General features: G+C 30.2%; 28 protein-coding genes and 1 pseudogene. 1 reads left to right on the top strand and 28 read right to left on the bottom strand.

The genetic code is table 11. The features are described from left to right. Window positions 1–115 precede the first annotated feature (115 nt). From J3359_RS03510 to J3359_RS03375, 28 genes and pseudogenes are all read right to left on the bottom strand, one after another. On the bottom strand, window positions 116–616 hold the full coding sequence (locus tag J3359_RS03510; RefSeq protein ID WP_208079368.1) for a hypothetical protein: 501 nt from the start codon (window positions 614–616) through the stop codon (window positions 116–118). After that, window positions 607–1,500, bottom strand: coding sequence for an IS1595 family transposase (locus J3359_RS03505; protein ID WP_208078826.1), 894 nt, complete (start codon window positions 1,498–1,500; stop codon window positions 607–609). The genes J3359_RS03510 and J3359_RS03505 overlap by 10 nt, the downstream gene beginning before the upstream one ends. Window positions 1,501–1,760: 260 nt before the next feature. Next, window positions 1,761–2,315, bottom strand: coding sequence for an RHS repeat domain-containing protein (locus tag J3359_RS03500; protein ID WP_208079367.1), 555 nt, complete (start codon window positions 2,313–2,315; stop codon window positions 1,761–1,763). A gap of 71 nt (window positions 2,316–2,386) precedes the next feature. Beyond that, window positions 2,387–2,956 (bottom strand): hypothetical protein, encoded by a 570-nt coding sequence (locus tag J3359_RS03495; RefSeq protein ID WP_208079366.1) that lies wholly within the window; start codon window positions 2,954–2,956, stop codon window positions 2,387–2,389. Beyond that, the gene (locus J3359_RS03490; RefSeq protein WP_243765977.1) at window positions 2,935–3,963 is read right to left on the bottom strand and encodes an RHS repeat domain-containing protein; all 1,029 of its coding nucleotides are present in this window, start codon (window positions 3,961–3,963) and stop codon (window positions 2,935–2,937) included. Before J3359_RS03490 ends, J3359_RS03495 begins: the two co-directional genes overlap by 22 nt. 187 nt (window positions 3,964–4,150) lie before the next feature. After that, window positions 4,151–4,291 (bottom strand): hypothetical protein, encoded by a 141-nt coding sequence (locus J3359_RS03485; RefSeq protein ID WP_208079365.1) that lies wholly within the window; start codon window positions 4,289–4,291, stop codon window positions 4,151–4,153. Between the two features lie 24 nt (window positions 4,292–4,315). Further along, window positions 4,316–4,801, bottom strand: a complete 486-nt coding sequence (locus tag J3359_RS03480; RefSeq protein ID WP_208079364.1) for a hypothetical protein — start codon at window positions 4,799–4,801, stop codon at window positions 4,316–4,318. Window positions 4,802–4,811: 10 nt separating this feature from the next. Beyond that, the gene (locus J3359_RS03475) at window positions 4,812–5,291 is read right to left on the bottom strand and encodes a CHAP domain-containing protein (RefSeq protein ID WP_208079363.1); all 480 of its coding nucleotides are present in this window, start codon (window positions 5,289–5,291) and stop codon (window positions 4,812–4,814) included. A 159-nt stretch (window positions 5,292–5,450) separates the two neighbouring features. After that, window positions 5,451–5,951, bottom strand: a complete 501-nt coding sequence (locus J3359_RS03470; RefSeq protein ID WP_208079362.1) for a hypothetical protein — start codon at window positions 5,949–5,951, stop codon at window positions 5,451–5,453. Continuing rightward, window positions 5,941–7,014, bottom strand: a pseudogene (locus J3359_RS03465) (RHS repeat domain-containing protein); the annotation flags it as partial. The gene J3359_RS03470 and the pseudogene J3359_RS03465, both read right to left, overlap by 11 nt. Before the next feature lie 173 nt (window positions 7,015–7,187). Further along, on the bottom strand, window positions 7,188–7,337 hold the full coding sequence (locus J3359_RS03460) for a hypothetical protein (protein ID WP_208079361.1): 150 nt from the start codon (window positions 7,335–7,337) through the stop codon (window positions 7,188–7,190). 12 nt (window positions 7,338–7,349) lie between these two features. Beyond that, window positions 7,350–7,826, bottom strand: a complete 477-nt coding sequence (locus J3359_RS03455) for a hypothetical protein (protein WP_208079360.1) — start codon at window positions 7,824–7,826, stop codon at window positions 7,350–7,352. Between the two features lie 316 nt (window positions 7,827–8,142). After that, entirely contained in the window at window positions 8,143–8,577 is a 435-nt protein-coding gene (locus tag J3359_RS03450) for a hypothetical protein (RefSeq protein WP_208079359.1), read from the bottom strand. A 14-nt stretch (window positions 8,578–8,591) separates the two neighbouring features. Continuing rightward, window positions 8,592–9,302, bottom strand: coding sequence for a hypothetical protein (locus tag J3359_RS03445; RefSeq protein WP_208079358.1), 711 nt, complete (start codon window positions 9,300–9,302; stop codon window positions 8,592–8,594). A gap of 40 nt (window positions 9,303–9,342) precedes the next feature. Continuing rightward, the gene (locus J3359_RS03440) at window positions 9,343–9,594 is read right to left on the bottom strand and encodes a hypothetical protein (RefSeq protein WP_208079357.1); all 252 of its coding nucleotides are present in this window, start codon (window positions 9,592–9,594) and stop codon (window positions 9,343–9,345) included. Window positions 9,595–9,647: 53 nt separating this feature from the next. Beyond that, window positions 9,648–10,223 (bottom strand): hypothetical protein, encoded by a 576-nt coding sequence (locus J3359_RS03435; protein ID WP_208079356.1) that lies wholly within the window; start codon window positions 10,221–10,223, stop codon window positions 9,648–9,650. Then, window positions 10,217–11,017, bottom strand: coding sequence for a hypothetical protein (locus J3359_RS03430; protein ID WP_208079355.1), 801 nt, complete (start codon window positions 11,015–11,017; stop codon window positions 10,217–10,219). Before J3359_RS03430 ends, J3359_RS03435 begins: the two co-directional genes overlap by 7 nt. A gap of 30 nt (window positions 11,018–11,047) precedes the next feature. After that, a complete protein-coding gene (locus tag J3359_RS03425; protein WP_208079354.1) occupies window positions 11,048–11,239 on the bottom strand; it encodes a hypothetical protein in 192 nt (63 codons plus the stop codon). After that, on the bottom strand, window positions 11,229–11,606 hold the full coding sequence (locus J3359_RS03420; RefSeq protein ID WP_208079353.1) for a hypothetical protein: 378 nt from the start codon (window positions 11,604–11,606) through the stop codon (window positions 11,229–11,231). Before J3359_RS03420 ends, J3359_RS03425 begins: the two co-directional genes overlap by 11 nt. A 193-nt stretch (window positions 11,607–11,799) precedes the next feature. Beyond that, window positions 11,800–12,066: a hypothetical protein gene (locus J3359_RS03415; RefSeq protein WP_208079352.1), complete on the bottom strand. Its 267-nt coding sequence runs from the start codon at window positions 12,064–12,066 to the stop codon at window positions 11,800–11,802. 489 nt (window positions 12,067–12,555) lie between these two features. Next, window positions 12,556–13,080: a hypothetical protein gene (locus J3359_RS03410; protein ID WP_208079351.1), complete on the bottom strand. Its 525-nt coding sequence runs from the start codon at window positions 13,078–13,080 to the stop codon at window positions 12,556–12,558. Between the two features lie 38 nt (window positions 13,081–13,118). Further along, a complete protein-coding gene (locus J3359_RS03405) occupies window positions 13,119–13,505 on the bottom strand; it encodes a hypothetical protein (protein WP_208079350.1) in 387 nt (128 codons plus the stop codon). A 71-nt stretch (window positions 13,506–13,576) separates the two neighbouring features. Continuing rightward, a complete protein-coding gene (locus tag J3359_RS03400) occupies window positions 13,577–14,224 on the bottom strand; it encodes a hypothetical protein (protein WP_208079349.1) in 648 nt (215 codons plus the stop codon). After that, entirely contained in the window at window positions 14,218–18,927 is a 4,710-nt protein-coding gene (locus J3359_RS03395) for a polymorphic toxin type 23 domain-containing protein (protein ID WP_208079348.1), read from the bottom strand. Before J3359_RS03395 ends, J3359_RS03400 begins: the two co-directional genes overlap by 7 nt. Continuing rightward, a complete protein-coding gene (locus tag J3359_RS03390; RefSeq protein ID WP_208079347.1) occupies window positions 18,866–20,878 on the bottom strand; it encodes a SpvB/TcaC N-terminal domain-containing protein in 2,013 nt (670 codons plus the stop codon). The genes J3359_RS03395 and J3359_RS03390 overlap by 62 nt, the downstream gene beginning before the upstream one ends. A gap of 12 nt (window positions 20,879–20,890) precedes the next feature. After that, window positions 20,891–21,997: a T9SS type A sorting domain-containing protein gene (locus J3359_RS03385; RefSeq protein ID WP_208079346.1), complete on the bottom strand. Its 1,107-nt coding sequence runs from the start codon at window positions 21,995–21,997 to the stop codon at window positions 20,891–20,893. Between the two features lie 400 nt (window positions 21,998–22,397). Continuing rightward, the gene (locus tag J3359_RS03380; RefSeq protein WP_208079345.1) at window positions 22,398–23,873 is read right to left on the bottom strand and encodes a recombinase family protein; all 1,476 of its coding nucleotides are present in this window, start codon (window positions 23,871–23,873) and stop codon (window positions 22,398–22,400) included. Between the two features lie 82 nt (window positions 23,874–23,955). Beyond that, window positions 23,956–24,201, bottom strand: coding sequence for a helix-turn-helix domain-containing protein (locus J3359_RS03375; protein WP_208079344.1), 246 nt, complete (start codon window positions 24,199–24,201; stop codon window positions 23,956–23,958). 116 nt (window positions 24,202–24,317) lie between these two features. Between J3359_RS03375 and J3359_RS03370 the strand changes: the two genes are divergently transcribed. Further along, entirely contained in the window at window positions 24,318–25,058 is a 741-nt protein-coding gene (locus J3359_RS03370) for a hypothetical protein (protein WP_208079343.1), read from the top strand. The last annotated feature ends 58 nt before the right edge of the window (window positions 25,059–25,116 follow it).

The raw sequence follows: 25,116 nt of genomic DNA, 5'->3' as shown, positions 1-25,116 counted from the left end.
TACTGTAAATGGTTCTTCTTGGGCTCTACAATATTGCTATCTTCTGAGCTACACAAAAAAAGCATAATAGTAAGTAGAAATAGTATTATTCTAATTTAATTTTCCTTTTTTATTTCTAATTTGTTGTAAAATTATCAAATTCTAATTTTCCTTTTTTATTTTCCATTATTTGAATGAAAGGTTTTCCACTGCTACATCTAACATATATTTTCTGACCTTTATGTAATGTTATTATTTCTTTTTCATCACTTTTATTATTTCTTAAAAAATATTCCCCCTTTTTCTTTAGGTATATAGTTTTCTTGATATTACTATTAATTTCACAGATAAGGGAGTCGTTTAAATATAAATTGTAATTTACTAAAAAACCACCTCTATATCTATAAATATATAATGTTGTTTTATCAGTTATAATTTTATCTTTTGGTTTACTTACGTGTTTAGAATAAAAGATATCTGCTTTTATTCGGTGCCTAGTTCCACCAAAAAGCTTATTACTTTCGAGATGACTTTGTTTTTTTATCTTAACTATATTTCCACCATATTTTAAAGCTTCTTTCTTTAAAGATTTTAGTAATGAGTAAAAACTTTTATTGAGGTCAGTAGTTAAGAACATATCATTTTGTTTTGATACATTTTATCAGATTTGACCATTCTTTGAATTAAATTATCAAAGATATTTATCTTGCTTTGAGATCTATTTAAACGATAACAAAATTCATCTAAATACCTATTTATATTAAAGTCACTTACACAAGAATACGTTGTTCTAATCCAAGATTTTACTTGATGTATCATTGTGTGTAAAGCCATAAAATTTTTACCATTATCACTCTCTATTTGTGTAATCTTATATTCTTTAGATAAAGGACGATACCCTTTCCATAAATCAGTTGTTATTGTTGCATTTTCATCAATATGTTTGGTAAATATTTTCTCTAATTCTTTGGCTGAAAAATTATCTATTTTCAAGGCATACATTCTTTTTATTTTTCCTTTATCAGTTAATTCTACTGCAGTTACGACCTTTTTCTTTTTACTATCATAACTTCTTCCAGGTTTTCCTTTTTCATAACCACCAACTACAAATTCATCGATATGAACATTACCTTTCATTGGATGATTTTCGCTAGATTTCATAGCTTCTCTTACTTTATGCATAAATAAACGAGCCGTTTTTTCCGTGATTCCAAAACGAACTCCCATATAACTTGCTGATAAACTTTTTGTAGTGGTTGACATCTCAAAACAGATAAAAAAAGCTTTACGTAAACCAAACTTTACTTTGTGAAATAAAGTGTTGGCAGAAGCTGTTTCTGTATGGCTACATTTATTACAAGTACGTGCAAAATTCTTGCGAATTTGACTCGTTTTGTTACTACACTTTATGCATTTGAATTCATCTTTCCACTTAATAGTTGCTAAATATTCTTTACAACAATCATCTGTTTTGAAGCGTTCAGTAAACTCTAAAAGGTTTCTTCCTTGAAAAACATCCATAATTCCCTTATTTTATTGACTACAATATATGAAATTATCTACTGACCTCAAAACTTTTATTTTTAGTTGAAAAATAATCGAACCCTATAGAAAAAACATCGTAACCTAATTTTACCTGCTTTAATTTTTTTGAATCTTTAGGTATTCTCTCTTTTTCGTTAAATACATATACACTATCTATCAATTTAAAGTTATGATCTTGATTTATCTTTTGTGATTTGCATGCTAAAATTCCGAAAATGAGAAAGCAATAAAAATATCTATTCATTTTTTTTATTTTTAAAATTATTAACTATTAAAGAAAGGTTTTTAATATAATTTTGCTTTGTTGATTTTTTAATATTCGGTTTTTTATTGTTCATAAAGTAATTATAGCCATTAAAACTTTTATTTAAATTAGTGTTTTGATTATTTGAATTTGGATCTGGTAAAGAATTCATAAAATCATGAACGTTATTATCAATAAATTCTTCAACTTTTATACCAACATAAAGCAGAGTCGAAAAAGTTGTTAAACTTGAAATAAAGCCTACAAAAGTTCCTAAAATACTATCTGTACCAAATAGAGTTGTAATAAATCCACCTGTTTCAATAGCTGCTATCGTAATTAATGCTACAGCTGCAGCAGAAACAATAATTTTAAAAGCCTTATAAACAAAATCTAAAAATCCTTTAAGACTTAATTCTCCACTTTTATCAGTAAATTTCAACGGATTATTCCAAACATACCCATATCTATTAAAACTTTGCGTACTAAATGGTTCTTGTATATAATTATCAGGCGATAAAAAACGCCCTAGTTTGGCATCGTACATACGGCCATTTATTACTACTATTAGATTCTCCTGTTAATTTAGGTTTATCAGTAGTAATTTTCCTTTCTAAACTATAGATAAATAATACTATTTTTACCAAAATAAATTCCTTTAAATTTTTCTTTTCTTATTAACTCAAAAACTTCGAGTGAAATTATCAAAAAAGGACTTAATTCATAAATACCACCAAATTCTATATCAGACCTGTATATTGTGTTTTTAAGTTTTTTATCTGAATATTTTGAAAATGCAGGTGTGCCTCCTGCAACAGAAGTAAATCTTTTGCATTTATCACAATATCTATCAAATTTAACTTTTCTTCTAATAGGGTCTATTTCAAAAATATTATTAGATCTAAATACGTAAAAATTTTTATCATTAGGTAAAGGGCTAAAAACTAATCCTTTAAAATTATTTTTTAAACAAAATTGTTTAAACCTTTCTGAAACTATAGTATAACCATCATAAGTATGTGATAAATCGTATTGTTTTTTCTTTAATTTATATTGAGGGTTTATACCTTTATTTAAAGGAGTAGAACATTGAATGCATTTGTTAGGGAAATCTCTATTAGGATACATGTGTGTATCATTGTCTAATCCATCTAAAGCTTTTCCAATTATTTCCTGAAAATTTTCCATTGTAAGTTAAATTGGTTCGTATTTTTATAAAAGTCGAATGTTGATCGTGGGTATTTATACCAATTCTGATTATAAAATGTTTTAAGTTTATTTACTCTTATTTGTGTATCAAAGTTTCGCTGAATTATTTTTCCTGAATTACCTCTTTGAGGTCTCATATGATTTCCAAAACCATCGGTTTGGTTTTTTAGAAAGTTATTCATATCCCTATGTAATTGTTTGTGTGATTCTTCTCCTATGTTTGTCAACTTCTGATTCGAGTCTCCTCCCATAAATTTAGGAAAAGAGTGGTGGCCATTAATTTTTTGACCACTCCAAGGATCAATTTTATTGTCGATAGCCCATTTATAAGCACCTACACCTCCAGCAACACCTCCAATAGAAGCTCCCATTGCCAATCCACTTAATCCTGCTTTGTTTGCCAAACTTAAATTACCTGTCATTAAATATCCACCAGCAAATCCGCCAACATATCCACCAGCGGCTCCCCCAATTGCTCCTCCAACAATACCTTTAACTACTGGGCTTGCAATATTTAAACCATTAATAACAACATTTCCTAATCCTTCTGCCGCCCATTGTCCTGCAACTCCTCCAGCTAAACCAGATATCGCACCCACACCTGCACTTTTGAGTATATCCCAACCTTTTGCTCCACCTAACCATGCATTTGTACCTCCAACTATCGCTCCTCCAGCGGCCCAACCAGCTGGTCCATATAGCGACAAAGTACCTGCTGCTGCTCCCGCCCCAAAAGCCGCTAATCCATCTCCCCAACTATGAATATTGCCTTGAATAGCATTTGAAACCAAATTTATGACTCCTCCAATTATTCCTGCAACTAAATCATCTATTCCAAACCATTCTCCAGTAATATCTGTAAATTTTAACGGATTATTCCAAACATACCCATATCGATTAAAACTTTGTGTACTAAACGGTTCTTGTATATAATTATCTGGCGATAAAAAACGCCCTAGTTTGGCATCGTACATACGACCATTCATATGTATTAAACCAACGCTTATAAAATGTTCGTGCCCTGTATAGCCTCCGTTTAATAAGGTAATACTGCTTGTAAAATCTACCTCGCTATTGCCGGTTTTAAATTTATCTACCTCGCCCCAAGCACCAAATTGGCGTTGCTTATGTTAAAGAACGTTTGTTAAAAATACTATTTTATTTTTAGAATAGCTACCTTGTTATATTTACGTTTGTGTTTGTAGCTACTAACTTTATTGCTAATGGTTCTTCTTGTGGCTCTACAATATTATTATCTTCTGAACTACACGAAAAAAGCATAATAGTTAATAGATTTATTATTATGTTTTTCATGAATTAATTTTATTAATATACAATTTATTGAATCTTTTTTAACACCACTTTTTTTCCATACTCTTTTAGCTTATCAAAAGAATCAAAACTCACTTTTGTATCTAAAAAATTAATATTCTTAACAATAGGTTCTTTATTTGGATATTCATTATATTGATTAAATTTAAATGGTTCTTTCCCATCTATGTATATAATTGTAAATGAATTATCATTAGTCCATTTATCATAAATATAATTTTTAGTCAAGTTAAAATATCTTTCACTTCCTCCATTAGGAATTCCTATCAACTTATTTTTCGGAGATATTACTAAAGCACTATAAGGTAGTAATTTATCAATTGAAAAAATAACAACATAATTATCATTTTTCTTTTTTATGATTTTTGAAGGTATCTCTTTACCAAATTCATTGAATATTGCGTATTCTCTATTTACTTTATAAATATTTTTCATTTTGATAAGTATGACTATTAAAATAATTAATATAATTAGCGTTATAATTTTTTTCATTTTTTTATTTTTAATTACCTACATATCTTCTATAAACATATCCATTATTTCCAGGATATTCAGAAAGATTATAAGAACTTGTTCCAAAATTAGTAATCCTTACTGTATAATGACTAGCTCCAATTGATTGGGTTCCACTAATCATTATACCAACATGACCGGTTGCATCTGAAAAATTAGCACTTACTGCAACTACATCTCCAGCTTTAGGGCTTGATACTACATCCCAACCAGGTATATCGTAATTAGGATCAGCCCATTGGGAAGCTGTTGGAGGTGAACCATAACCGAAAAATTTCTTAATCGGATTACCATTTGGAAGCCCTGGAGAAGCCCCAGATTCAGTTAAAATATCATAAACAAACTTATTACATTTATTAGTATTAGATTTAAAATTATCTTTTTCCGCTTCATAACTCCATTTTTTTGATTTATCATATTTTTTAGCATTTTTTACAATCTTTTTAGATTTTGCACTTTCTTGAATCATATGCATCACATGATTTAAAGAAGTACTAATCGCCCCATTTCTAAAGCCATCCCAAAACTTACCACCAGCGATAACACTGCCAATACCACCAGAAAGAGAACCTGCTGTAATCGTACCTGCGGCTTTCCAAAAGTTAGAAGCGCTTAATTGTGTAAGTTTTTAATTATTCAGTATAATTTCCTCCTCCAAAATAGAATCTTTAGGAATTTCTCTCAATTTACTAATATATTCAATTGCATCTTTAACTTTAATAAAATTTAAATGTATTAAAAAATAACATCTTCTAATATAAAAAGGATTTAATTGATTTTTTTCAATGCTACCCTTTTTAAATGGTATTTTATACATATAATATTTAGCAGAATTATTCTCTAGAATTAAATATTGATTATTCACTAAATTAATATTGAATTCTTGGTTGTTAAATATTAAATTATTCTCTAAAACTTTATATTTAAAAGGTCCTATTTTTCCATAATATTCTGAATAGATATTAATTATTTTATCACTAAACTCAATTTCAGAATAATTAATATTTTGTTTATCATTTTTTATGAATGTCCATCTTCCCCCTGTAAACTGATGCGCTTTTCCGCAACTACAACTATTAAATAACAAAAAAAATGTTAAGAAAACGAGTGCTTTAATTTTATAGTTCATTGTATATCTTTTTTAAATAATTATAACCTGCTGTTGTTTTTGCTCCTATAGTAATTAAATAGTTTCTTTCATTTCCAGTTAAATAAAACCCTCGATAATATCCTGAATTATATTGAGGTGATGGTTTAAAACTGGAAAACCTATCTAAATAACCGAAACCTGCTTTAAAAACTTTATAATAATTTTTATTCTTAGTAAAATCATTAACATCATAACCTTTTACTCTTAATTTGAACTTATGTCCATCAAGGTTTATCTCTTCAGAGAACTCATTATAAATACCATCAGCATAATCATTGGGTTCAATAATGTCAAATAAATTAGAAAGTTCTTTATTCTGATTTGCTTGTTTGAATGCTTTGAATATCTCTTTAATCTTATTTTTAGATTTTTGTAAATTTACTTTTTCTATTTTATTCTGTATTATATGCACCACATGATTTAAAGAAGTACTAATCGCCCCATTTCTAAAGCCATCCCAAAACTTACCACCAGCGATAACACTGCCAATACCACCAGAAAGAGAACCTGCTGTAATGGTACCTGCGGCTTTCCAAAAGTTGTTAGCACCTACACGTTCTAGACCTTTTAAAGCATAATGCCCAATCGCAGAACCAACAGCACCAGCAGCAAAGCCACTAAAATAGTCACCACCCATAGCCAAAGACATCATTCCACCTAAATGCCCATGAGCTACAGCTTGTACACCTACTTTAAGAATACCTTTGAGCCCTTTTACAGCATTACCTATTGCTTTAGCAAACACACCACCAATAGCGCCAGTTAAAGCAGCCAAACCTGCTCCTTGAAAGAAAGGTCTTCCTTCTATTACATTTATAATTCCATTGGTAGCTACATTAATTAATGCTCCTATTGCAACCGCTACCCAAAAGAACTCCCCACTTTTATCAGTAAATTTCAACGGATTATTCCAAACATACCCATATCGATTAAAACTTTGCGTACTAAACGGCTCTTGTATATAATTATCTGGCGATAAAAAACGCCCTAGTTTGGCATCGTACATACGACCATTCATATGTATTAAACCAACGCTTATAAAATGTTCGTGCCCTGTATAGCCTCTGTTTAATAAGGTAGTATTGCTTGTAAAAGCTACCTCGCTATTGCCGGTTTTAAATTTATCTACCTCGCCCCAAGCACCAAATTGGCGTTGCTTTTATGTTAAAGAACGTTTGTTAAATATACTATTTTTTTTAAAAGTAGTTATTCCGTTTATAGGTATCTTTGTGTTACTAGAAACCAACTATATTGTAAATATACTGTAAATGGTTCTTCTTGTGGCTCTACAGTATTATTGTCGTTTTCTGAACTACACGAAAAAAATATAATAGTAAGTAGAAATAGTATTGTTCTAATTTTCATATTCTTTTTAATTTATTTTTCATTAGAAGAAACCATTTTAAAATTATAAATTTCATTATTAATAAATATTATTGATTCTATTGTGTCATTTGTCCATTTACTTTTAAAATAATCTTCATTTTTTTTTGTTATCTTCTTTTTGTTAAAATAATCAATAATTAACTTAAGGGTATCTTTAGCTTGGACATTGATTGATTGATTTCTATAATAAGTTTTTTTTTGCTTTAGCCCCTTAATATGAATGGAATCAAAATTTCTAATTAATATAGTATCATAGTTTATTAAATTAGATTCGATTTTAAAGTCATAATTATTTATTTCCTTTCTTTCATTATCATAATTTATTAAATAAACAGTTTGAGACATCCCAATAAACCTTCCATTAGGTGTATATTTTACACCCAAACCTAGGTTTTCAATAATTATTTTTTTTCTTTCTTTCTTTCTTTTTATTGCTTTATATGAGTAATAATTAGGAGGCCCTAACATTAAACATGATTGAAATATCAATGAAATTAATATTAAAAATTTTATATACCTCATATCTTAATTTTCTAATTGCACTTATTTCCATATAAACACAAGTACTCATCTGCCTGATATTCTAGATAACCTTTAGTTGTATAAGGATCAATATACAGAGAAAAACTATTTATAAATTGCTCATATATCCCTCTTGATTGAAATCTAGCCCATCCTAATTGACTTACTTGGATTATATGACCAAATTCATGTCCCATAGTTCTTGCGCTTGTATCTGAAAAAGTTGAAACATTATTACCCCATGTAACATCTCTTTTATATTTTAATGCTTACCATAATAAAATTTAAAATGTTTTACCATTTTGTTTTTTTTCATTAGAATTTTAATAGTATCTCCTTCAATGAAATTTAGATTTTTTGCTTCTCTTCTGTAAGGCATTTCTTTTTCATAAAAAAGTAAACTTCTTTCAGTCTTTATATAATTTAATTTTCCTAATTTGATAGATTTAATTGTGAAATCAGTTTTTGAAACATTAGAATTATTTGGATTAATTATCACTACTACTTTTCTCTCTTTTTTCTTTATAAATGAATTTAAATATCCCACTCTAATCTTAAAATAATTATCGCTAAAAGCTATTAAATAAAAACCTTCTACTTCAGTAGCTCTATTAACTGGTTTATACTTATAGAAATGAGCTGGTGGGCATCCCATTAATATAAGTGATATTATTATCAATAATAGTATTTTTCTCATAATCTATCTGATTTTTAATGTACTGGACAATAACCTCTCATAGAACAGCCTCCATTTGTATGTAAATACTTTTCGGCGCCATATTCGTTAGTTTCAAATTTTCCATACGAACTACTACCAAGAATTAGTTGTTCATAAATTCCTTTTGCTTGAAATATAGCCCATCCTTGGTCTCTAACCTGAATAATATGACCAAATTCATGCCCAAAGACATCAGCATCTGTTTTGTTAAAAGTAGCTACATTATTACCCCACGTTACCTCTCTTTTATTATCCAATAAAGACATTATTCCTTGATAAATACCTCCTTTTCTCCAATTAACGCTTTTAGCAGAAATACCAGTTGCTTTAGCCATTCTGTTTACATATTCTAATTTTTTCGCACTTGGTTTATAAGTAGCTCCAAAAGCAGCAATCATTGCAATTGATTGTGCTCCTCCTCCAATGGCACCATTTTTGGCACCATTGGCTATTCCTTTACCTATATTACCTCCATCAATTAATGCTCCAACACCTCCTGTTGCAGAACCTCTAATAGCTCCTCTAGCAGAGTTGAATCCAATTTCTCCAAGAGTATTTTTCAACCATCCTCCTTTAACACCTTTCCATTTAGGTAATTTTCCACCAACTAATCCACCTGCAATAGACCCCACAACAGTTCCTAAAGTGATATTATCTCCCATACTCAAGCTCGCTCCTGCTTGTGATGCAAATTCAGAAAGCATATTAAAGGTAGTGCTTTGCCAAAAGGCACCCGTTCCTCCACTAGTAATAGCCGATGAGGAAAGTAAGGATCCTGCAGCACTCACCCCCCCCCCCTGAAATTGCTCCCCCAATAGCTCCATATAAAAGAGAAGTACCAAAGGCACTCCAAGACCAATTTCCTGTTATTAAAGCGGAAGCAGTATATACAACAGCAGACACTGCTGCGCCTACTATTGCTCCATATAAAACAGCCCCTAAAACAGCAAAAATAAACTCCCCACTTTTATCTGTAAATTTTAACGGATTATTCATTATTAGAGCTACAAGAAAAAAATTAAAGATAACATCAATACTTTATTACAATATTATTCACATGTTATTTCCTTTTTTATTAGTTTATTATTTTTAATTGTTAAAATGTAATTAGGTATTTCATGCTCTGTAGTCCAATTTTCTGTAAAAGTACTGTCTTTTGAATAGGAAATATTATTTCTTCTTGTAATTTTAGGATGCCTTTTCCTAAGTAAACCAAATAACACTTCCTTTTTAATTCTAAAATCATTTAAATTTTTGTCTCGAATAAAAATTATTTTTCCACTTACTTTAGCTATTTGATTAACCTTAAAATAGGGTATGAAATTATAATAATCAGAAATATATGTGATTCTATATTTTTTTTCATCCTTTTTTTCTGAAAAAATTGATGAAAATTCAATTGCAATTTCCTCTTTTTTCTTATTTGTATTAATTATATATTTTTTAATAAATTCGATGATTTGCTCTTTTAATATACCATCGGAAACATCACAAAACACATATTTATAACTCTTCTCATATTTTTTATTTTCAGAAGTTTGCAGCCACCATAAGTCTTTTTGTTGTGCTATACTACTATTATAAAATAGAAGAAATAAGAATAATATTACTACTTTTTTTACCATGTTCCATTATTTTTTAACGAATAATTAAATCCATATTTATTAAACTGATTACCAGCACTTAAAATCCATTCATTACCTCTATATAGAATCGACATAGACGCTCCTTTAAATCTATTAAACATTAAACTTAAGTCATTTTTACTAACACCTATTCTACCAGGTGCATATTTCATGCCAGAAGGATGAGTATGAAATTGTGATTTTATCTTATAAAACTCTCCTTCAAATTTCACATAACTTTCGCCATTTTTAATTGTTATAGGGTTTTTAGATTCTGTTCTGGTATTATCTGAAGGGTCTAATACAATATAATCACCATTTTCTAAAGCAAATCCAGAAACTTCTCTCTCCAAAACATATCCATCTCCCATATCAAGTAAAATAGATTTCTCTTGAGCATAGTTAAAAGCATCTTTCTTTTTTTCAAAATAATGATGTATCTTTTCTTGAATCATATGCATCACATGATTTAAAGAAGTACTAATCGCCCCATTTCTAAAGCCATCCCAAAACTTACCACCAGCGATAACACTGCCAATACCACCAGAAAGAGAACCTGCTGTAATGGTACCAGCGGCTTTCCAAAAGTTGTTAGCACCTACACGTTCTAGACCTTTTAAAGCATAATGCCCAATCGCAGAACCAACAGCACCAGCAGCAAAGCCACTAAAATAGTCACCACCCATAGCCAAAGACATCATTCCACCTAAATGCCCATGGGCTACAGCTTGTACACCTACTTTAAGAATACCTTTGAGCCCTTTTACAGCATTACCTATTGCTTTAGCAAACACACCACCAATAGCACCAAATTGGCGTTGCTTTTATGTTAAAGAACGTTTGTTAAATATACTATTTTTTTTAAAAGTAGTTATTCCGTTTATAGGTACGTTTGTGTTACTAGCAACCAACTCTACTGTAAATGGTTGTTCTTGTGGTTCTACAATATTATTATTTTCTGAGTTACATGAAAAAAGCATAATAGTAAGTAGAAATAGTAATATTTTATTTTTCATTTTTCAACAACTTAAATTTTAGTGTGTCATTATTTTTAATTATTTTAAATAATAAACTGTTGCTTTTCTTTAATAGATGATATGGAGCACTTATATGTCTGATAGCAGGATAAAATTTTGCGCTTTTTGATAGATATATTGGATTACCATGTTCTTTAATCCATTTTGGAAAAGAATCTTTATAAATTAATTTGCATCCGCTAGAAAGAGAATACTTATCGTTTAGATATACTATTCCTCTTTTATTTAAACTATGTTTAACATCTATATTTAAATACATTTCATAAGTAATTGAAATACCCTTTTCTTCTTTTTTACATTGAAGAAACATAAAAATCAAAGCGATATACTTAAATTTTTTTATCATAATTTATTTTTTAAGATACCTTCCATTGTCATAAAAGTGATCTGTAGCACCAAATTTAAATTAGCATCAATAAACGTTGCGCTAGCACCTACGCCCACAAAACCGCCAATACCTAAAACAAAATTATTTTTACCATCAACATTTCCAGCGTATAAAGCTTACCAATATCTTTAATAAAACTATTGGAATATTATTACATATTTATTTTCTCTTTAACTTTATAAATATTTTTAAATTCTTTAAAAATATATTCTTCATTTCTACTATAAACACCTAAATAATAGTGTTTTACCTCTTTTAACTTATCTAAAGATTCTATTCGAATTATAGTCGTTGATATATGCTTTTCAAAAGTGTTTCCTCCTATAATTGATTGAGAAATTATTTTATCATCCTCAATTAAAAAAGGTTGAATAAGGTATTTATTATTTCTCAACATTAAGTTAAAGTCATCAGACAAAAGAAATTTTTCAAACTCTTTAAAATTCACAAAACTGATAGAAAACGAACCAACTCTTAGCCCTTTTTTTGTAAAAAAACTGAAGTAATTATTTCCTTTTCAGAATCATATCTATCCTTTTTTAGTTTGTAATAATATCCATCAAATCGTATTTTGTTTAAATTTTCTATCTTGTTTTTTTATTCTTATATCTTTTTGATACAAATTTTTCATTTTACAAGAAATTAATAAAAAGAGAACAGTGAAAATAATTGTAATTCGAATTACTATAGTGTATAAGGATTATATGATTGGTATTGAAAATAAGAGTGAGATGGAAAACGACCAGGAAGTTCTCTAAACCACCCAGAATCATCAGTAATTTTATGATGTACAAACCTATTTTGAATTGCCCCTCTTATTGCTTCATTATGATAACCTACTTGATGCCCTTTATAACCTAGTAATACTGAACCAAGTCTATATTTATCTCTCCAATAGAAAAAAGTTTTATTTGCAAATAAGAGTTGGTCTTTTTATTCTCTTTAGTTCATATAATTGATTTCTTACAAATCTTTCGCTGCCATCAATTTCAGTTTTAAAATGAGTTAGTTTATTCTTATTTATTATCTTGTAATAATTAGCATAATTTAATATTTTTGAAAATCCTGCTTTTCCTTCACTGTATGCAACTAATGTGTCATTAATAATTTTATACTTTCCCCATGACCTTGAAAAGGTATCCCATTTTTTTAATCTTGACCAATTATTCCCAAATTTATTAGATCCTAAGCTATCAAAATTTTTATCTTTTTCATAAAACAATTTTGTATAATTGCCAAGACTTAAATCGGAGTTTATTCCAATCAAATAACATCCATTTTCATAAAGGACAAATGAACTAATATAGCCTTTTTTATCAACTCCAAAAAACACACCATCTATACTTAGTCCTATTGATGTTGTTATATTTTTGTTGTTCAAGACAATATCTTTTTTCTTTATAACGGTACATTTCACTAGTAATAAAATCATTATCACTAATTTGAATGTTCTTACTATTTTGGGTATTCTTACCATAATGTATAAGGATTATAAAATTGGCACTGGTAATAACCTTGCTTTCGATTTTCTGTTACAGGAACAACTAACATCAATTTAAAATTATTCTTTTCTTTATAACAAATTCCTCTATAGCCATATTTATTTGAGTCAAAATTCTTTTTTTTATTCTCATCGTAGTAGAAAAGATTAACTCTCCCTTTTTTATAAAACTTAAAAGCAGATTTATTATTTTTTCTAGTGTTGAAAAATTTCTTGTTTTTATAATCAATTTGATAAGCATATTCATATAAAGATGTTAAATCGATATTACTTGGTAATTGAACATTCAATATTTCATCGTATTTCTTATAGAAATTAATGTCCTTAGGGACTTTTATATTTGATAAATTACTCAAATTTAACAGATCTACTGATTTACAAGATGATATAATCAAAATTATCGCAAAACAATATCTACCTAATACTATCAGTTATTTTTTATCCAATAATTCTTAATCTCTGGTTTATTGTTATCTGGAATAAAATAAAAATGTATTTCTTTATTATCAATCTTATTTTTTCTATAGTTTTTTTGCTTAGTTATTTTAAATTCATTTTTATTTAAAATTTTTCCACTTAATTCGTAAAGAAAATAAGAATTGAAGGAATCTTTATCTTCTTTTTCTCTCTCTAAATTATAATATTGAATTTTAATTTCTCCTTTACTATCTATTTTATATAATCCTTTATTATATATGTCCTTTTCATCAAATCCACAAGATTTTAACTTTTTTAAATTATTGCTGTTCTTTAAAAAATCTAAACGAAATTTGAAGTTTTCTATAGCCTTATCATAACTATTATCATTTATAAACTTTTTGTCACTACAAAAGTAATTAGAAACACCGTCATAATCTCCTGCATTTACTAGAAATCCATTTTCATAAAGTATAAATACCTTTATTCTCTTCACTCCTTTCCACTTGTAAGTAGTATAATAAAAACCATTTATATTAAGTGGTAGTTTCTGATCTTTGACAGAGTTATATTTTATTAAGTATTCCTTATGGTGAATTTTTGTAAAACAACCATAAATACCTAAAAAACAAAATATTAATATTACTTTTTTTACCATAAAGTGTAAGGATTATGTGATTGATATTGAAAATAACCTCCCCAATTCCAACTTTGATTCATAAATCCAGGCTGTCTCTTATCGATAACCCCTGGAATTCTAAGATTATGTATTGCTTGATCTTGTATTGCATGCCTTACATGTTCAGAGTTTGTGCCAAGTCTATATCCTTTATAGCCTACATATAAAGCTCCAAGTCTATATGGATTACCAACCTCCTTAACAAAGCCATTAGGATATCTCCTACCGTATTTACCAACTTGATTAGAACCTACTTGTGGAGGAGAATCTTCTCCCTCAACATATTCTCTTTTACCTGTAAATAAATTAAATCCTGCTGTAAAATTTTTATATCTAAACTGAACAGCAGCACTTCTATGACTGTCACCACCATCTCCTAATGTACCGCTGAAAGGAGTTCCGTCATTTTCATATCTAAACCCAAACTCTCCATTTCTATAGTTTAAACCACCAACTTTTTGACTTGTTTCTCCGCTTTTAAAGGTCGTACTATACAATCCAAATCCTTGTTCACCATCATCCCAATTTACTCCCCAAGATTTTCTATATTCCCATCCTTTATGACCAGTACCGTGCGCTGAACCATAGAAGGTTACTCCATACCCAGCGGAAAAAGTAAAATCTCCATCTTGATAGCTCACACTTATATTTGCCCCAAAACCTGTAGCTCTTCCAAAAGCTAAAGCTGGGCTTAATCCAAAACTCCAATCTCCAATTTTTACATCTACGGAAGGTAAAAAACTACTTGCTGCAGAAAGAGCTACATTACCCCAAAAACCACCTCCATTTATCAACGACTTAAGCATTCCTGCATTCCCAAGTATGGCTCCTCCAATTGCTCCAGAAATAGCTCCTCCCAAAATAGCTTGCCCAAAACTAGCCCAATTCCAATTTCCAGTAATGGCTGCATTTACAATATAACCAACTGCTCCTGCTGTTGCTCCAATTAAAGCTCCTACCAAAATAGCTGTAAAAAAGAACTCCCCACTTTTATCAGTAAATTTTAACGGATTATTCCAAACATACCCATATCGATTAAAACTTTGTGTACTAAACGGTTCTTGTATATAATTATCTGGCGATAAAAAACGCCCTAGTTTGGCATCGTACATACGACCATTCATATGTATTAAACCAACGCTTATAAAATGTTCGTGCCCTGTATAGCCTCTGTTTAATAAGGTAGTATTGCTTGTAAAAGCTACCTCGCTATTGCCGGTTTTAAATTTATCTACCTCGCCCCAAGCACCAAATTGGCGTTGCTCTATTACATTTGCATTGCTATCTGTAATTGCTAAAATACTACTTAAATAATCTCTATGCAAGTAGTAAAAGCCACTGGTTTCGCCTGTTTTTGTTTGTTTAATGTGTACTATAGGGGCAGAATAAGCATCACCACCTATATAGGTAATAATTTTTGTGTTTCCTTGTTTATCTACCTCAATTTCTACAGGAGTAATACCCGAATAGTGTTTTTGGTACCTACGGCTTAATTTATTATCCTCATTCCCTCCATAATAAGCATGGCTTCTGTTTTGTAAAATGCCATATTCAAAATCTACCTGTGCCTTATTTTTAACCTTAATAGAAACAGGTTTTTTATAGGCATTGTATTTTATATCTTGTAATGGTTGGTTTTGGTAATGTAAATCTCCTTTTGTATTTAAATCTACATTTTGTAAACGATACAAATTACTGGAATTGTACTTATAACTACCTATCTCGGAGTTAGAGGTAATACGCCCTCTGGTATCATAAGCTTGCGAGCGACTTACGGAACCAGATATGTTTGTTAAGCGGTCTAAATTATCGTAGGTAAAAGTTTCACTCCAACCTAAATTAGTGTTTTTTCTACTGTTTAGGTTTCCTCTAATAGTGTTAAAACTATATGCTAAATTCAAGGCTGTTTTTGGGGAGTTTCCAGAAGTTTGGTCCAATATCTCGGTTAAAAAACCAAATTGGTCATAGGTTCTTTTTTTAACCATTCCATTACCTAAAAGAACTTCTTTTGCCTGCCCTCTTTCGTTTGCGTCTTTTAGTTTCCACAAAGAAGTTCCTGCATTATAGTCTTGTACCTCAGTTAAAATTCCAGAATTTGTATCGAATACATTTCTAACTTTTACAGTACTACTTGCATTATTTCCTAAGTTTTTACCAATATAAGTTTCTGCATTTACCCTCCCATAAGAATCTCTAGTTACTTGATGTTCAAAATAAGCTTTGCCATTTTGCTCTTTTGTAATAGAAGGCCTTTTATAGCTATCATATACATAAGTATACGAATAATTTTCATTGGTACGAGCATTATTTCCTTGAATAGAAGTTAACAATTTTGTGGAAGAATTATACGTATAATTCAAATTTATATTCGTTTCCTCTCCATTTATTTTTTTCGTGGTTATTTTACCAAAAGCATCGTAAGTATAAGTTGTAGTGCCTTTGGGGGTGGTTTCTTTTAAAATTTCCCCTAAGTTATTGTATTTATAGGTATAAACGCCTGCAGAAGGGTCTGTTAACTTTGTTTTTCGCCCCCAACCATCTATTTCTGTACTTACTACATGGCTTCCGTAATTCGCTGTTTTCATTACCCCATTACCAAAATACGTATAATTAATAACCCCTCCTGGATCTTCCATTTTTAGGATATTGCCTCCACCATCTTTGGTTGTTTTTACGGTTTTAGTACCATCAGATACGGTGGTAACCAAACCGTTATAAGTTATATTTGCCACTAAACCATTAAAACTAGTTTTCGTAATCTCCCTACCATAAGCATCATAAATAACGGTATTCCATTGGCTTGCAGAGGTAAAATAAGGCTCACTCTCTTTCGTTTTTCTACCAGCTACATCATATTGAAAACTTTTATACGTCCATTTATTATTAATGCCTAAAGCACCACTTTTTAATACCCAACCTAAAGCATTATATTCTACGGTTTCGTCAGTTCCTTGGTCATAATTTGTAGTTTTTCTCAATCCACCTCCATTTAAATAGGTATAAGAAAAGGTAGTCGTTTTATTTAGGTAGTTTTTTTCAGAAATCAAACGATTCCAACCATCATAAGAGAAAGTAGTAACTTGGTTAAAAGGGTTTGTACTTGTTAAAGGGTTTCCAAAAGTATCGTATGTAAACGTTGTTTTTAAGCCTTCGATATCTGTAGATTCTATTAAAAAGCGACCACTGGTGTCATATTTAAAATTTTCTGTTCTTGTAGCTACACCACTCGGAGTTAGTGTTTTTCTAGCAACATTACCAAAAGTATCATAGGTAAAATTCTCCGTATTCCAAGCCGTTCTATTTCCTTTTACTTTTTGCTGTGTGAGTAAATTATTACTGTAACTATATTGTTCTTCTGTGGTAAAAGCATTCCCTCCAATGGTATTGGTTTCCACTTTTTTGGTAATTCGTCCTATATGATAATATTGGTTGTTAGAATTCGGGTTGTTAATATAAGTATATGTAACTTTTTTGCTACCTCCACTATAAACCGTGTTTTCGGTTAGTAAATTTTTATAAGCATCGTAGGTAAAGGTTTTTGTCGTGGTAACATCATTTAAAGCATTGTGTTGTACCACTTTTGTAGGAATGTTTGTAAACACCTTATTACTCGCTAAATTTGTACCAAACGTATTGGTATTCTTAGAGATGTAACTACTACCTTCATACTGCGAAGTAGAAACCCATTGTTCGGTAACTGCTCCTTTTTTAGTAACATCGTGTTTCGATATTGTCCATAGAGTACCTACACCATTACCATACCAATTACTTCTTTTTGTTTTTAAAAACCCTTGGAAACCAATATTAATATTAGAAACCGCTCCATGATACATAAAATCTTGGTAACGTTTTATTCCTGCGCCTTCTTCTGTTAATTTCTTAACGAGTTGAAACGAATTAGCCCTATTAATATTAACATAAGGGTAATTTTGGCTATTATCAGATGTATAGGCTTGATTTCCTAATTGGTTTTCTGGTATTCCTAAACGTTCATAATTAATAGTTGTTTTTATACCATTATTAGTAATGCTCTTAAGAGTAGCATCTTTCCTATGGTCTTTCGCAAACTCATACATATAGATATTGTTTACACTAATATAGCCATATTCTAAATTACCGTTAGTACGATTAGATTCTAAAAAAATTGGATATCCAAATTTACCAACTTGACCACTGGTATCTGTATACCCAGTTTCATAAGAAAATGTAGGAGTAGTACTTGAACTACTTTGATTATTTTTATAAATACTAATATATTCAACAGATCTATCATAAGCAGAATACGGGGCTATTGTATTGTGCATAACCAAATCTGTTTTACCATCTCCATTTACATCTTGCGCTGTATAACGATATTCATAATAAGGGTTGTATATATAAATTCCACTTTTAACAACAGATCCTCTTATTAATTCATCTTTATAATATGCAAAAGGAAGTGTTTTTGTTTGTTTATAAAAGCCTTTCCCTTTAGAGATAAAGTACCTCCAGTTTTTAGATTTATTAACTGTTGCCACTAGAAAATCAGTCTTTCCATCTCCATTATAATCTCCCAATAAAATTGGGTTGTCTAATTTTATTCCTGAATCACTTTCTTCATGAAGTAACACCAAATTATTATCAACATTTAATGTATATATATAACTTCCCTTCTTTAAAATGATAAATATCTTGTTTCCCATCTCCATTATGATCAGCAGTCAGTATTCTATCTTTAGAACCAATTCCTTTTCTTAAATAACCAGAAACTTTAGCGAAATTTGAAGTTACTGTTCTTTTTAAGTCAATAAAATGAACCTTTGCATTGTATTGATTTGTTGTATAAGAACTACAATCGCAATCATCAATAGGTTTTATTTTAGATATTGATTTTTCTTCTGTGTTGATTTTGTTAGCCGATTCTGGTAAAGCTTCTATTAAATCTCCTCCACCAATACCTTGTATACAGTTTCTTGAAGTATATGATTTTTCTATGGCAATAACATCCGTTAAACCATCTCCATTAAAATCTCCTGAAATGTATTTTTTAGGAATGGCATAATAACTAGAACTACTACAATAATTATCGGTTCTGTATTTTGAAGCATTCCATACCTTATCATATTGATGAACAGGTCCATAAGCTGCTTGCGCAAACGTTCTAAATCGAACAGCAGAAGTCGAAGATGTAGATGAGGTAGATGTTTCTCTCACTGTGGTTACAGCTTGTTGTCTTAAGATTTTATTATTCCAAGATAAAATAGTACTTGAAAAAACATCACTAAATTGTTCTGTATTTATTTTGTAGCCTAAACTAATTTTATCATACAAATTTATATGTAAGTATATTTTATCTCTTGTATTTTTATTATAAAAAATAACATCTGTTCTACCATCTCCATCATAATCTCCTGCGATTAAACTACTTGTCTTATAATTAAAACCTGGGTATAAATCTCCAGATTTTACTCTTTTTTTAATCCAAGAAGATGTATTCTCGTAACCAAAAGTAATGGGTCTTAAAGCTTTGTTTTGAGCATTGTATTCTTTAACAGATGCCAAACGTTGGTATCCTAAAGAAGTGGTATTATGGGTTAATTCATATTTTCTATATTGAGAACCACTTGCTGTTACTTGAATACTTCTTAATAAATTAGTTCTTTTAAAGCTATATTCTCCTACATATACATTTTCAGGTCTAACTCTTGTGGCATAGGTAAAGTTAATTTGGTTCATGGGCGAAGGTCCACCAATTCTTCCACCATATTTAATCGTTTTAATGCTCAACAATCCATTATCTGACTGATAATTATAATCTACATAATTTCCTTGTGGGTCTTGCCACCTAAAAATAGCCCACTCTAACCTGCCTCTAGAGTTTCCTGAATTTCCATACCAAGCTCTAGTACCATCAGGATAATACACAATAAAGTAAGAAGGTCCATATGTACTTCCATAAGGAGAAGCTCCATAAGCAACTACTTTAACATTGGAATAATTTTCTGTTTGATACACAGATCCACTTGCTCCATAAGTGCCCGATTTTATAATTAAACGTTGCCCGTCAAGAGAAAAACGATCCTCTTTAAAATCGATACCATCGTGTTTGTTATCATAATATTTAGTGGCAGGTATTCTACTAATAGTAGATAAGCCAGAAACATTCCACCCCCAACCAGCCAAACCATTTGCACCTTGGCTCGTGTAACTTATCCCAATATTAGGCGCTACATCTTTTATACCTGGAGGCACCATTATAGGAATGGAATAACTTGCAGCACCTGTTAAAGAAACGGATAAGCTACCAGCTGTACTACCAGCTTCTTTTGTGTTTGTAATAGGGTCACCTGGTATATCAAAATCAACACACTTTCCTGTTTTGGGGTCTGTTAAACAGTTAGGGTCTATTGGGTCATCTGGTCCAATGGGATCGTCTGGATCAATTGGCTGTACTTTTCTATTGTTTAATTTATTTTTTTTAGAAAAATTACTTAAATTCTTAGCTTCGTTAAATGTTATTTTAGTTTTAATATTGGTTTTTTTAAAATCTATTTTAACCGTACTTTTTCCTCCAACAACGTTTGGGTCTTGTGCGTTAGAAAATTGAAATCCTAAAAATAATAATACGATAAATATGTGTAGTCTTCTTTTCATCGGGGTCAATTTTTATTTTTTTATAATTTTTTTGGTCATACTTTTTCCTCCTTTTAAATGTAAATGAAGAAAATAAACTCCAGAAGGTGTATTCGTTAAATCAACTTCAATTTTATTCGCTTTATTAAAAGATAAATCCTGTAACAGCGTAGAGTTTGTATTGTAAATGCGAATTGTATGAATCTGTGTTAATAATTCTTGTTCCACTTGAATAGATACCCTATTCTCTGTTGGGTTTGGGTACACAGTTAGTTCATTGTTATAATCAGGTTCGGTATCGTCTGTTTCTTCAACAATTTCTTCTTCATGTGTTATTAACTCTTTTGTTTTTTGTTGTTTTCGAGCAGCAGGAGGGGAGCAGTAAGAAGGATCTCCACAATAAAAATTTTGAGTTTGATTGCCAGCAACATCATAAGACAGTATTAATTTAGAATTTTCATTAATTTTTAACAACTTCTTAATTGTTGGTTCATTACCATTTATAACATCTATTCTTGGTTCATAAAAATATTGTTTATCTAATGTATTAGTGTCGTAATACAAATATGAACGATGTCTTAAAGCAGTAACTTTATTTGAAACTTTGTAATCTGTAATTGTTTTTACTTTTTCTCCAGTGGTACCATCATAAATACCTCCTGTATTGGTAGTTCCTGTATAACTACTTTTATGCACATAACCTACCAACAAATACCACCTATTTAGTTTTGGTAAATCTCCATACCAAAAATATAAGTTATGGTAATAAGTACCATTAAGTCTTAAAGAACCAGAATTATTAGCATAAAAACCAAAATAAGTACTTCCATTATTAGAATTTGTTTTTTTTATCCAAACACTAAAACGATATGAATTGGTACTTGAAGCATTTATCCAAGACGTGTTCCAACCTCCATCTGCATTGTTAGCGGCATCTGGTGTGGCTTTCCACAAAACAACATCTTTACCTATGTGGTTTTTACCTAACTCTCTACTATTTTCTATAGTAGCTCCATTTTGTATAAAACCAGTTACAGAACCAGAACCCACAGTCCAAGAACTATTGTTTAGTAAATTTTGAGAATGAATTGAAAATGTAATTGAATAAATAATAGTTAAATAAAGTAATTTTGTTTTCATAACTTATGTAAAATGAGATACTTTACAATAATAAATAATAAATATTAAAATTTTATCCCTGAACTCCGTATATTTTTCGTATCCCTGAGCTCAGGGATACCTATCCCTGAACTCAGGGATATCTGAAAAATAAACACCTGATAATCAGAATTTTAAAAACGATTAAATTTTATTATTTTTAAAATCAAAAAAAAGAAGCACAGCAAGCTGTATGTCAATTATAAAAATGAACTACCCATTTTTATAATTGTTGTCCTATCAATTGCATCCAGCTTCAACAAGATGTTGTCTATCGATCTCGGCTATAAGTAGTTGCGTGGGTTAGCACTTAACTTTGCAAGTACACACCAAGCTAAAAATTTGCGAGGATTTTCAGAAGTAGGCGAGAACAAGCAATTACTTATAGTCTATGTAACCCATTTGCAGTCGATTTAAAAGAAGATGCCTTCGGCAATATATAGTTAAGGTTTATAGTAACTTCCTGCTCGGACACTATTATCTTCTCGGTAATGATTTCTATGATGTTACGCTTTTGTAGTTTATCTAACTTATCCCAATTTTCATATAAAGAACGTGCTTCTTCAATAATATATCCGCTAGATTTAAATTGGTCATTTAATGCATAAATTTCTCCTTCCAGTTGTGGAATTTTCATTTTAAGCTCTTTAATTTCTCTATTAGGTTTATCATAAAATTCTTTAAATCTATCAGTTTCAATTTGTCCTTTTTCATGAAGGTCAAATAATTTTTGAATTTTTATTTCTAGTTTTTCAACCTTAGATTGTATGATTTTTATCTCTTCTTTTTTATCATTTACTATAGTATGAGTTCCATCGAAATAACGATTAACTTCTTCTTTTGATAAAATAAATTCTGTTAACTGTTCTTTAAAGATTTCTTCAATATCTTCTATCCCAATTTTACGTTTACATTTTTTACAGGTATATTTTGGATTTCCAGACGGAATGTACATCTTTCCTCCACACTCACAAAATAGATAACTGGTAAATAAATGGACCTTCTTATTAAGAGGCTGAATTCTGCCTTTTTCTTGTTTGGTAATTAGTTGGTTTACTTCGTCCCATAATTCATCAGAAACAATTCTAGGAGCTTCATGGATGTACCAATCTTCTTTATCTCGAATTTCTGTTTTTCCTTCCTTATTGACTTTAGTATAATGCGACCGCCTTATTCCTTTAGCTGTTGGATCCTTAAGTAATCGTTTAATACTAGTTCCTGAAAAAAGACTATTTCTTTTTGTTCTGTGTCCTTTATCATTTAATATTTTCGCAACAGTACCAAAACGTTGGTGTTCTAAAAAAAGCGTATACATCATTTTTCGAATTGGTGCTTCTTTTTCATCAATATCCATTTCCTCCTTTCCAACTCGCTTATATCCATAAGGGATAGCACCCATTACTTTCCCCATTTTTGCACGTACTTCAACAGAAGATTTTATACGTTCTACAATGTTTTCTCTTTCCCACTGGCTCATTGCAGAAATGATAGTATAGAAAAACCTACCTGAAGGAGAACTAGTATCTATAGATTCTCCAAGTGAAACGAGGTCTGCATTATATTCTTGAAAATGATCTGAAAATTCAAGAAGCTCTTTTACGTTTCTTGCTAGTCGAGCAATTTTAGAAAAAATAAGACCTTGAATATGTCCGCTTTGAATATCTCTGAGCATTCGCTGGGCTTCATGATGAGCCATTACACTTTTCCCACTTACTGCTTCCAAATGATATTCTTCAACAATATCCCATTCTTTTAAATCAGCATACATTTTCGCTTTTTCTAAATGATGCTCTGGACTATCTGAGTTTTGTTGTAATTTAGTAGATACTCGAATCCATACTCCAACTCGTTTTTTCATTGTCTAATACACTTTAAATGAATATCTAAAGTAGACAATGACACTGTTAAAGTCAAGTTTTAATGAAGATATATAACAGAGGTTACTCTTTTGATTTAGTTGGTAAATCAAAAAAATATGATGGGTCAACATCTAGGGCTTTAACGAATTTTAAAAACATAACAAGATGAATATTTGTTTCTCCTTTTTCAATACGCCTTAATACTCTCACATCAATATCCAATAAATCGGATAACTCATATTGTTTCAACCCTCGTTTTTCTCGAAGTTTAACTATTAATTTCCCTAGTTTTATTAGATATTTTTTTTCTTCTTTAGATAAAGCCATACAAATCTTAAATAATTTCAGAAATGTATTGGTTTATAGATAAAATTAAGCGGACTATATAGTCCGCTTAATGATTTTTTTATTATGTTTGCTTTTTAACTTTAAAACATAACATTATGAAGAAACTATTATTTGTATTCTGTATGCTATTATTCTTTGGATGTGGCTCAACAAGTAACATTACAAGCAAAGCACCAAAACACAATCCAAATTTTGATTACACACCACCTGAACGTGCAAATCCAAGAAGTGCAGGAATTACTGTAGCACTAATCAATCCTGTATTTGCAGATGAAGATCCAAACAAACTCGTACCGCCGTATTCCACTTTTATTGAAAATATGGCAGATGATTTTGAAGAAATGTTGATAGCCAAAGGGTTCTCTTTACGTGGACCGTTTAAAAGTCGAGATGAAATGGTTTATGGAGATAAGAAGAATTCTGATATAGCTCTTGAAATTAGAATTAGTTTAAAAGAAGAAGGAAAATTACAATTAGGGAAGAAAACGAATTGGGCACAAGCCATTAATAAAAGTGCTTCAAATCATTATACAGTAGGTGGTACTTTTTACCACTTCGGAAATATAATTATTGAAGCTACTGATCCTTTTACTGGTGAGAAGTTTTGGAAGAAAACAGTATCACTTCCACGAAAAGAGATTGTAGCACAAGGAAACCAAACATGGACGGGAAAACCGACACCAACACAAATGTTATCGCTTGATACTGGAATTTATAATCCAATTGCTAAAGCTTTAGAAGAATATTATCAAGAAGCCATTAAAACTGCTTGGAGGCATATAGATGCTCAAGAAATGCAAATGATAAAGCAAGAGATAGAAAAATCAAAAAACTAAATAAAGCTATGGAATTAAAAACAGCAACTGCTTTAGCTCTTTTTGGAACTGTTTTAAT

It is taken from the genome of Polaribacter cellanae (assembly GCF_017569185.1).
Classification (GTDB): domain Bacteria; phylum Bacteroidota; class Bacteroidia; order Flavobacteriales; family Flavobacteriaceae; genus Polaribacter; species Polaribacter cellanae.
This window is presented reverse-complemented; position numbering and strand designations above follow the sequence as displayed.

Excerpts from the sequence above, each read along its gene's own strand:
- J3359_RS03510 (WP_208079368.1), bottom strand. The coding sequence starts at position 616 with ATGTTCTTAACTACTGACCTCAATAAAAGTTTTTACTCATTACTAAAA.
- J3359_RS03505 (WP_208078826.1), bottom strand. The coding sequence starts at position 1,500 with ATGGATGTTTTTCAAGGAAGAAACCTTTTAGAGTTTACTGAACGCTTC.
- J3359_RS03500 (WP_208079367.1), bottom strand. The coding sequence starts at position 2,315 with ATGTACGATGCCAAACTAGGGCGTTTTTTATCGCCTGATAATTATATA.
- J3359_RS03495 (WP_208079366.1), bottom strand. The coding sequence starts at position 2,956 with ATGGAAAATTTTCAGGAAATAATTGGAAAAGCTTTAGATGGATTAGAC.
- J3359_RS03490 (WP_243765977.1), bottom strand. The coding sequence starts at position 3,963 with ATGAATGGTCGTATGTACGATGCCAAACTAGGGCGTTTTTTATCGCCA.
- J3359_RS03485 (WP_208079365.1), bottom strand. The coding sequence starts at position 4,291 with ATGAAAAACATAATAATAAATCTATTAACTATTATGCTTTTTTCGTGT.
- J3359_RS03480 (WP_208079364.1), bottom strand. The coding sequence starts at position 4,801 with ATGAAAAAAATTATAACGCTAATTATATTAATTATTTTAATAGTCATA.
- J3359_RS03475 (WP_208079363.1), bottom strand. The coding sequence starts at position 5,291 with ATGATTCAAGAAAGTGCAAAATCTAAAAAGATTGTAAAAAATGCTAAA.
- J3359_RS03470 (WP_208079362.1), bottom strand. The coding sequence starts at position 5,951 with ATGAACTATAAAATTAAAGCACTCGTTTTCTTAACATTTTTTTTGTTA.
- J3359_RS03460 (WP_208079361.1), bottom strand. The coding sequence starts at position 7,337 with ATGAAAATTAGAACAATACTATTTCTACTTACTATTATATTTTTTTCG.
- J3359_RS03455 (WP_208079360.1), bottom strand. The coding sequence starts at position 7,826 with ATGTTAGGGCCTCCTAATTATTACTCATATAAAGCAATAAAAAGAAAG.
- J3359_RS03450 (WP_208079359.1), bottom strand. The coding sequence starts at position 8,577 with ATGAGAAAAATACTATTATTGATAATAATATCACTTATATTAATGGGA.
- J3359_RS03445 (WP_208079358.1), bottom strand. The coding sequence starts at position 9,302 with ATGCTTTCTGAATTTGCATCACAAGCAGGAGCGAGCTTGAGTATGGGA.
- J3359_RS03440 (WP_208079357.1), bottom strand. The coding sequence starts at position 9,594 with ATGAATAATCCGTTAAAATTTACAGATAAAAGTGGGGAGTTTATTTTT.
- J3359_RS03435 (WP_208079356.1), bottom strand. The coding sequence starts at position 10,223 with ATGGTAAAAAAAGTAGTAATATTATTCTTATTTCTTCTATTTTATAAT.
- J3359_RS03425 (WP_208079354.1), bottom strand. The coding sequence starts at position 11,239 with ATGAAAAATAAAATATTACTATTTCTACTTACTATTATGCTTTTTTCA.
- J3359_RS03420 (WP_208079353.1), bottom strand. The coding sequence starts at position 11,606 with ATGATAAAAAAATTTAAGTATATCGCTTTGATTTTTATGTTTCTTCAA.
- J3359_RS03410 (WP_208079351.1), bottom strand. The coding sequence starts at position 13,080 with ATGATTTTATTACTAGTGAAATGTACCGTTATAAAGAAAAAAGATATT.
- J3359_RS03400 (WP_208079349.1), bottom strand. The coding sequence starts at position 14,224 with ATGGTAAAAAAAGTAATATTAATATTTTGTTTTTTAGGTATTTATGGT.
- J3359_RS03395 (WP_208079348.1), bottom strand. The coding sequence starts at position 18,927 with ATGGGAAACAAGATATTTATCATTTTAAAGAAGGGAAGTTATATATAT.
- J3359_RS03390 (WP_208079347.1), bottom strand. The coding sequence starts at position 20,878 with ATGAAAAGAAGACTACACATATTTATCGTATTATTATTTTTAGGATTT.
- J3359_RS03385 (WP_208079346.1), bottom strand. The coding sequence starts at position 21,997 with ATGAAAACAAAATTACTTTATTTAACTATTATTTATTCAATTACATTT.
- J3359_RS03380 (WP_208079345.1), bottom strand. The coding sequence starts at position 23,873 with ATGAAAAAACGAGTTGGAGTATGGATTCGAGTATCTACTAAATTACAA.
- J3359_RS03375 (WP_208079344.1), bottom strand. The coding sequence starts at position 24,201 with ATGGCTTTATCTAAAGAAGAAAAAAAATATCTAATAAAACTAGGGAAA.
- J3359_RS03370 (WP_208079343.1), top strand. The coding sequence starts at position 24,318 with ATGAAGAAACTATTATTTGTATTCTGTATGCTATTATTCTTTGGATGT.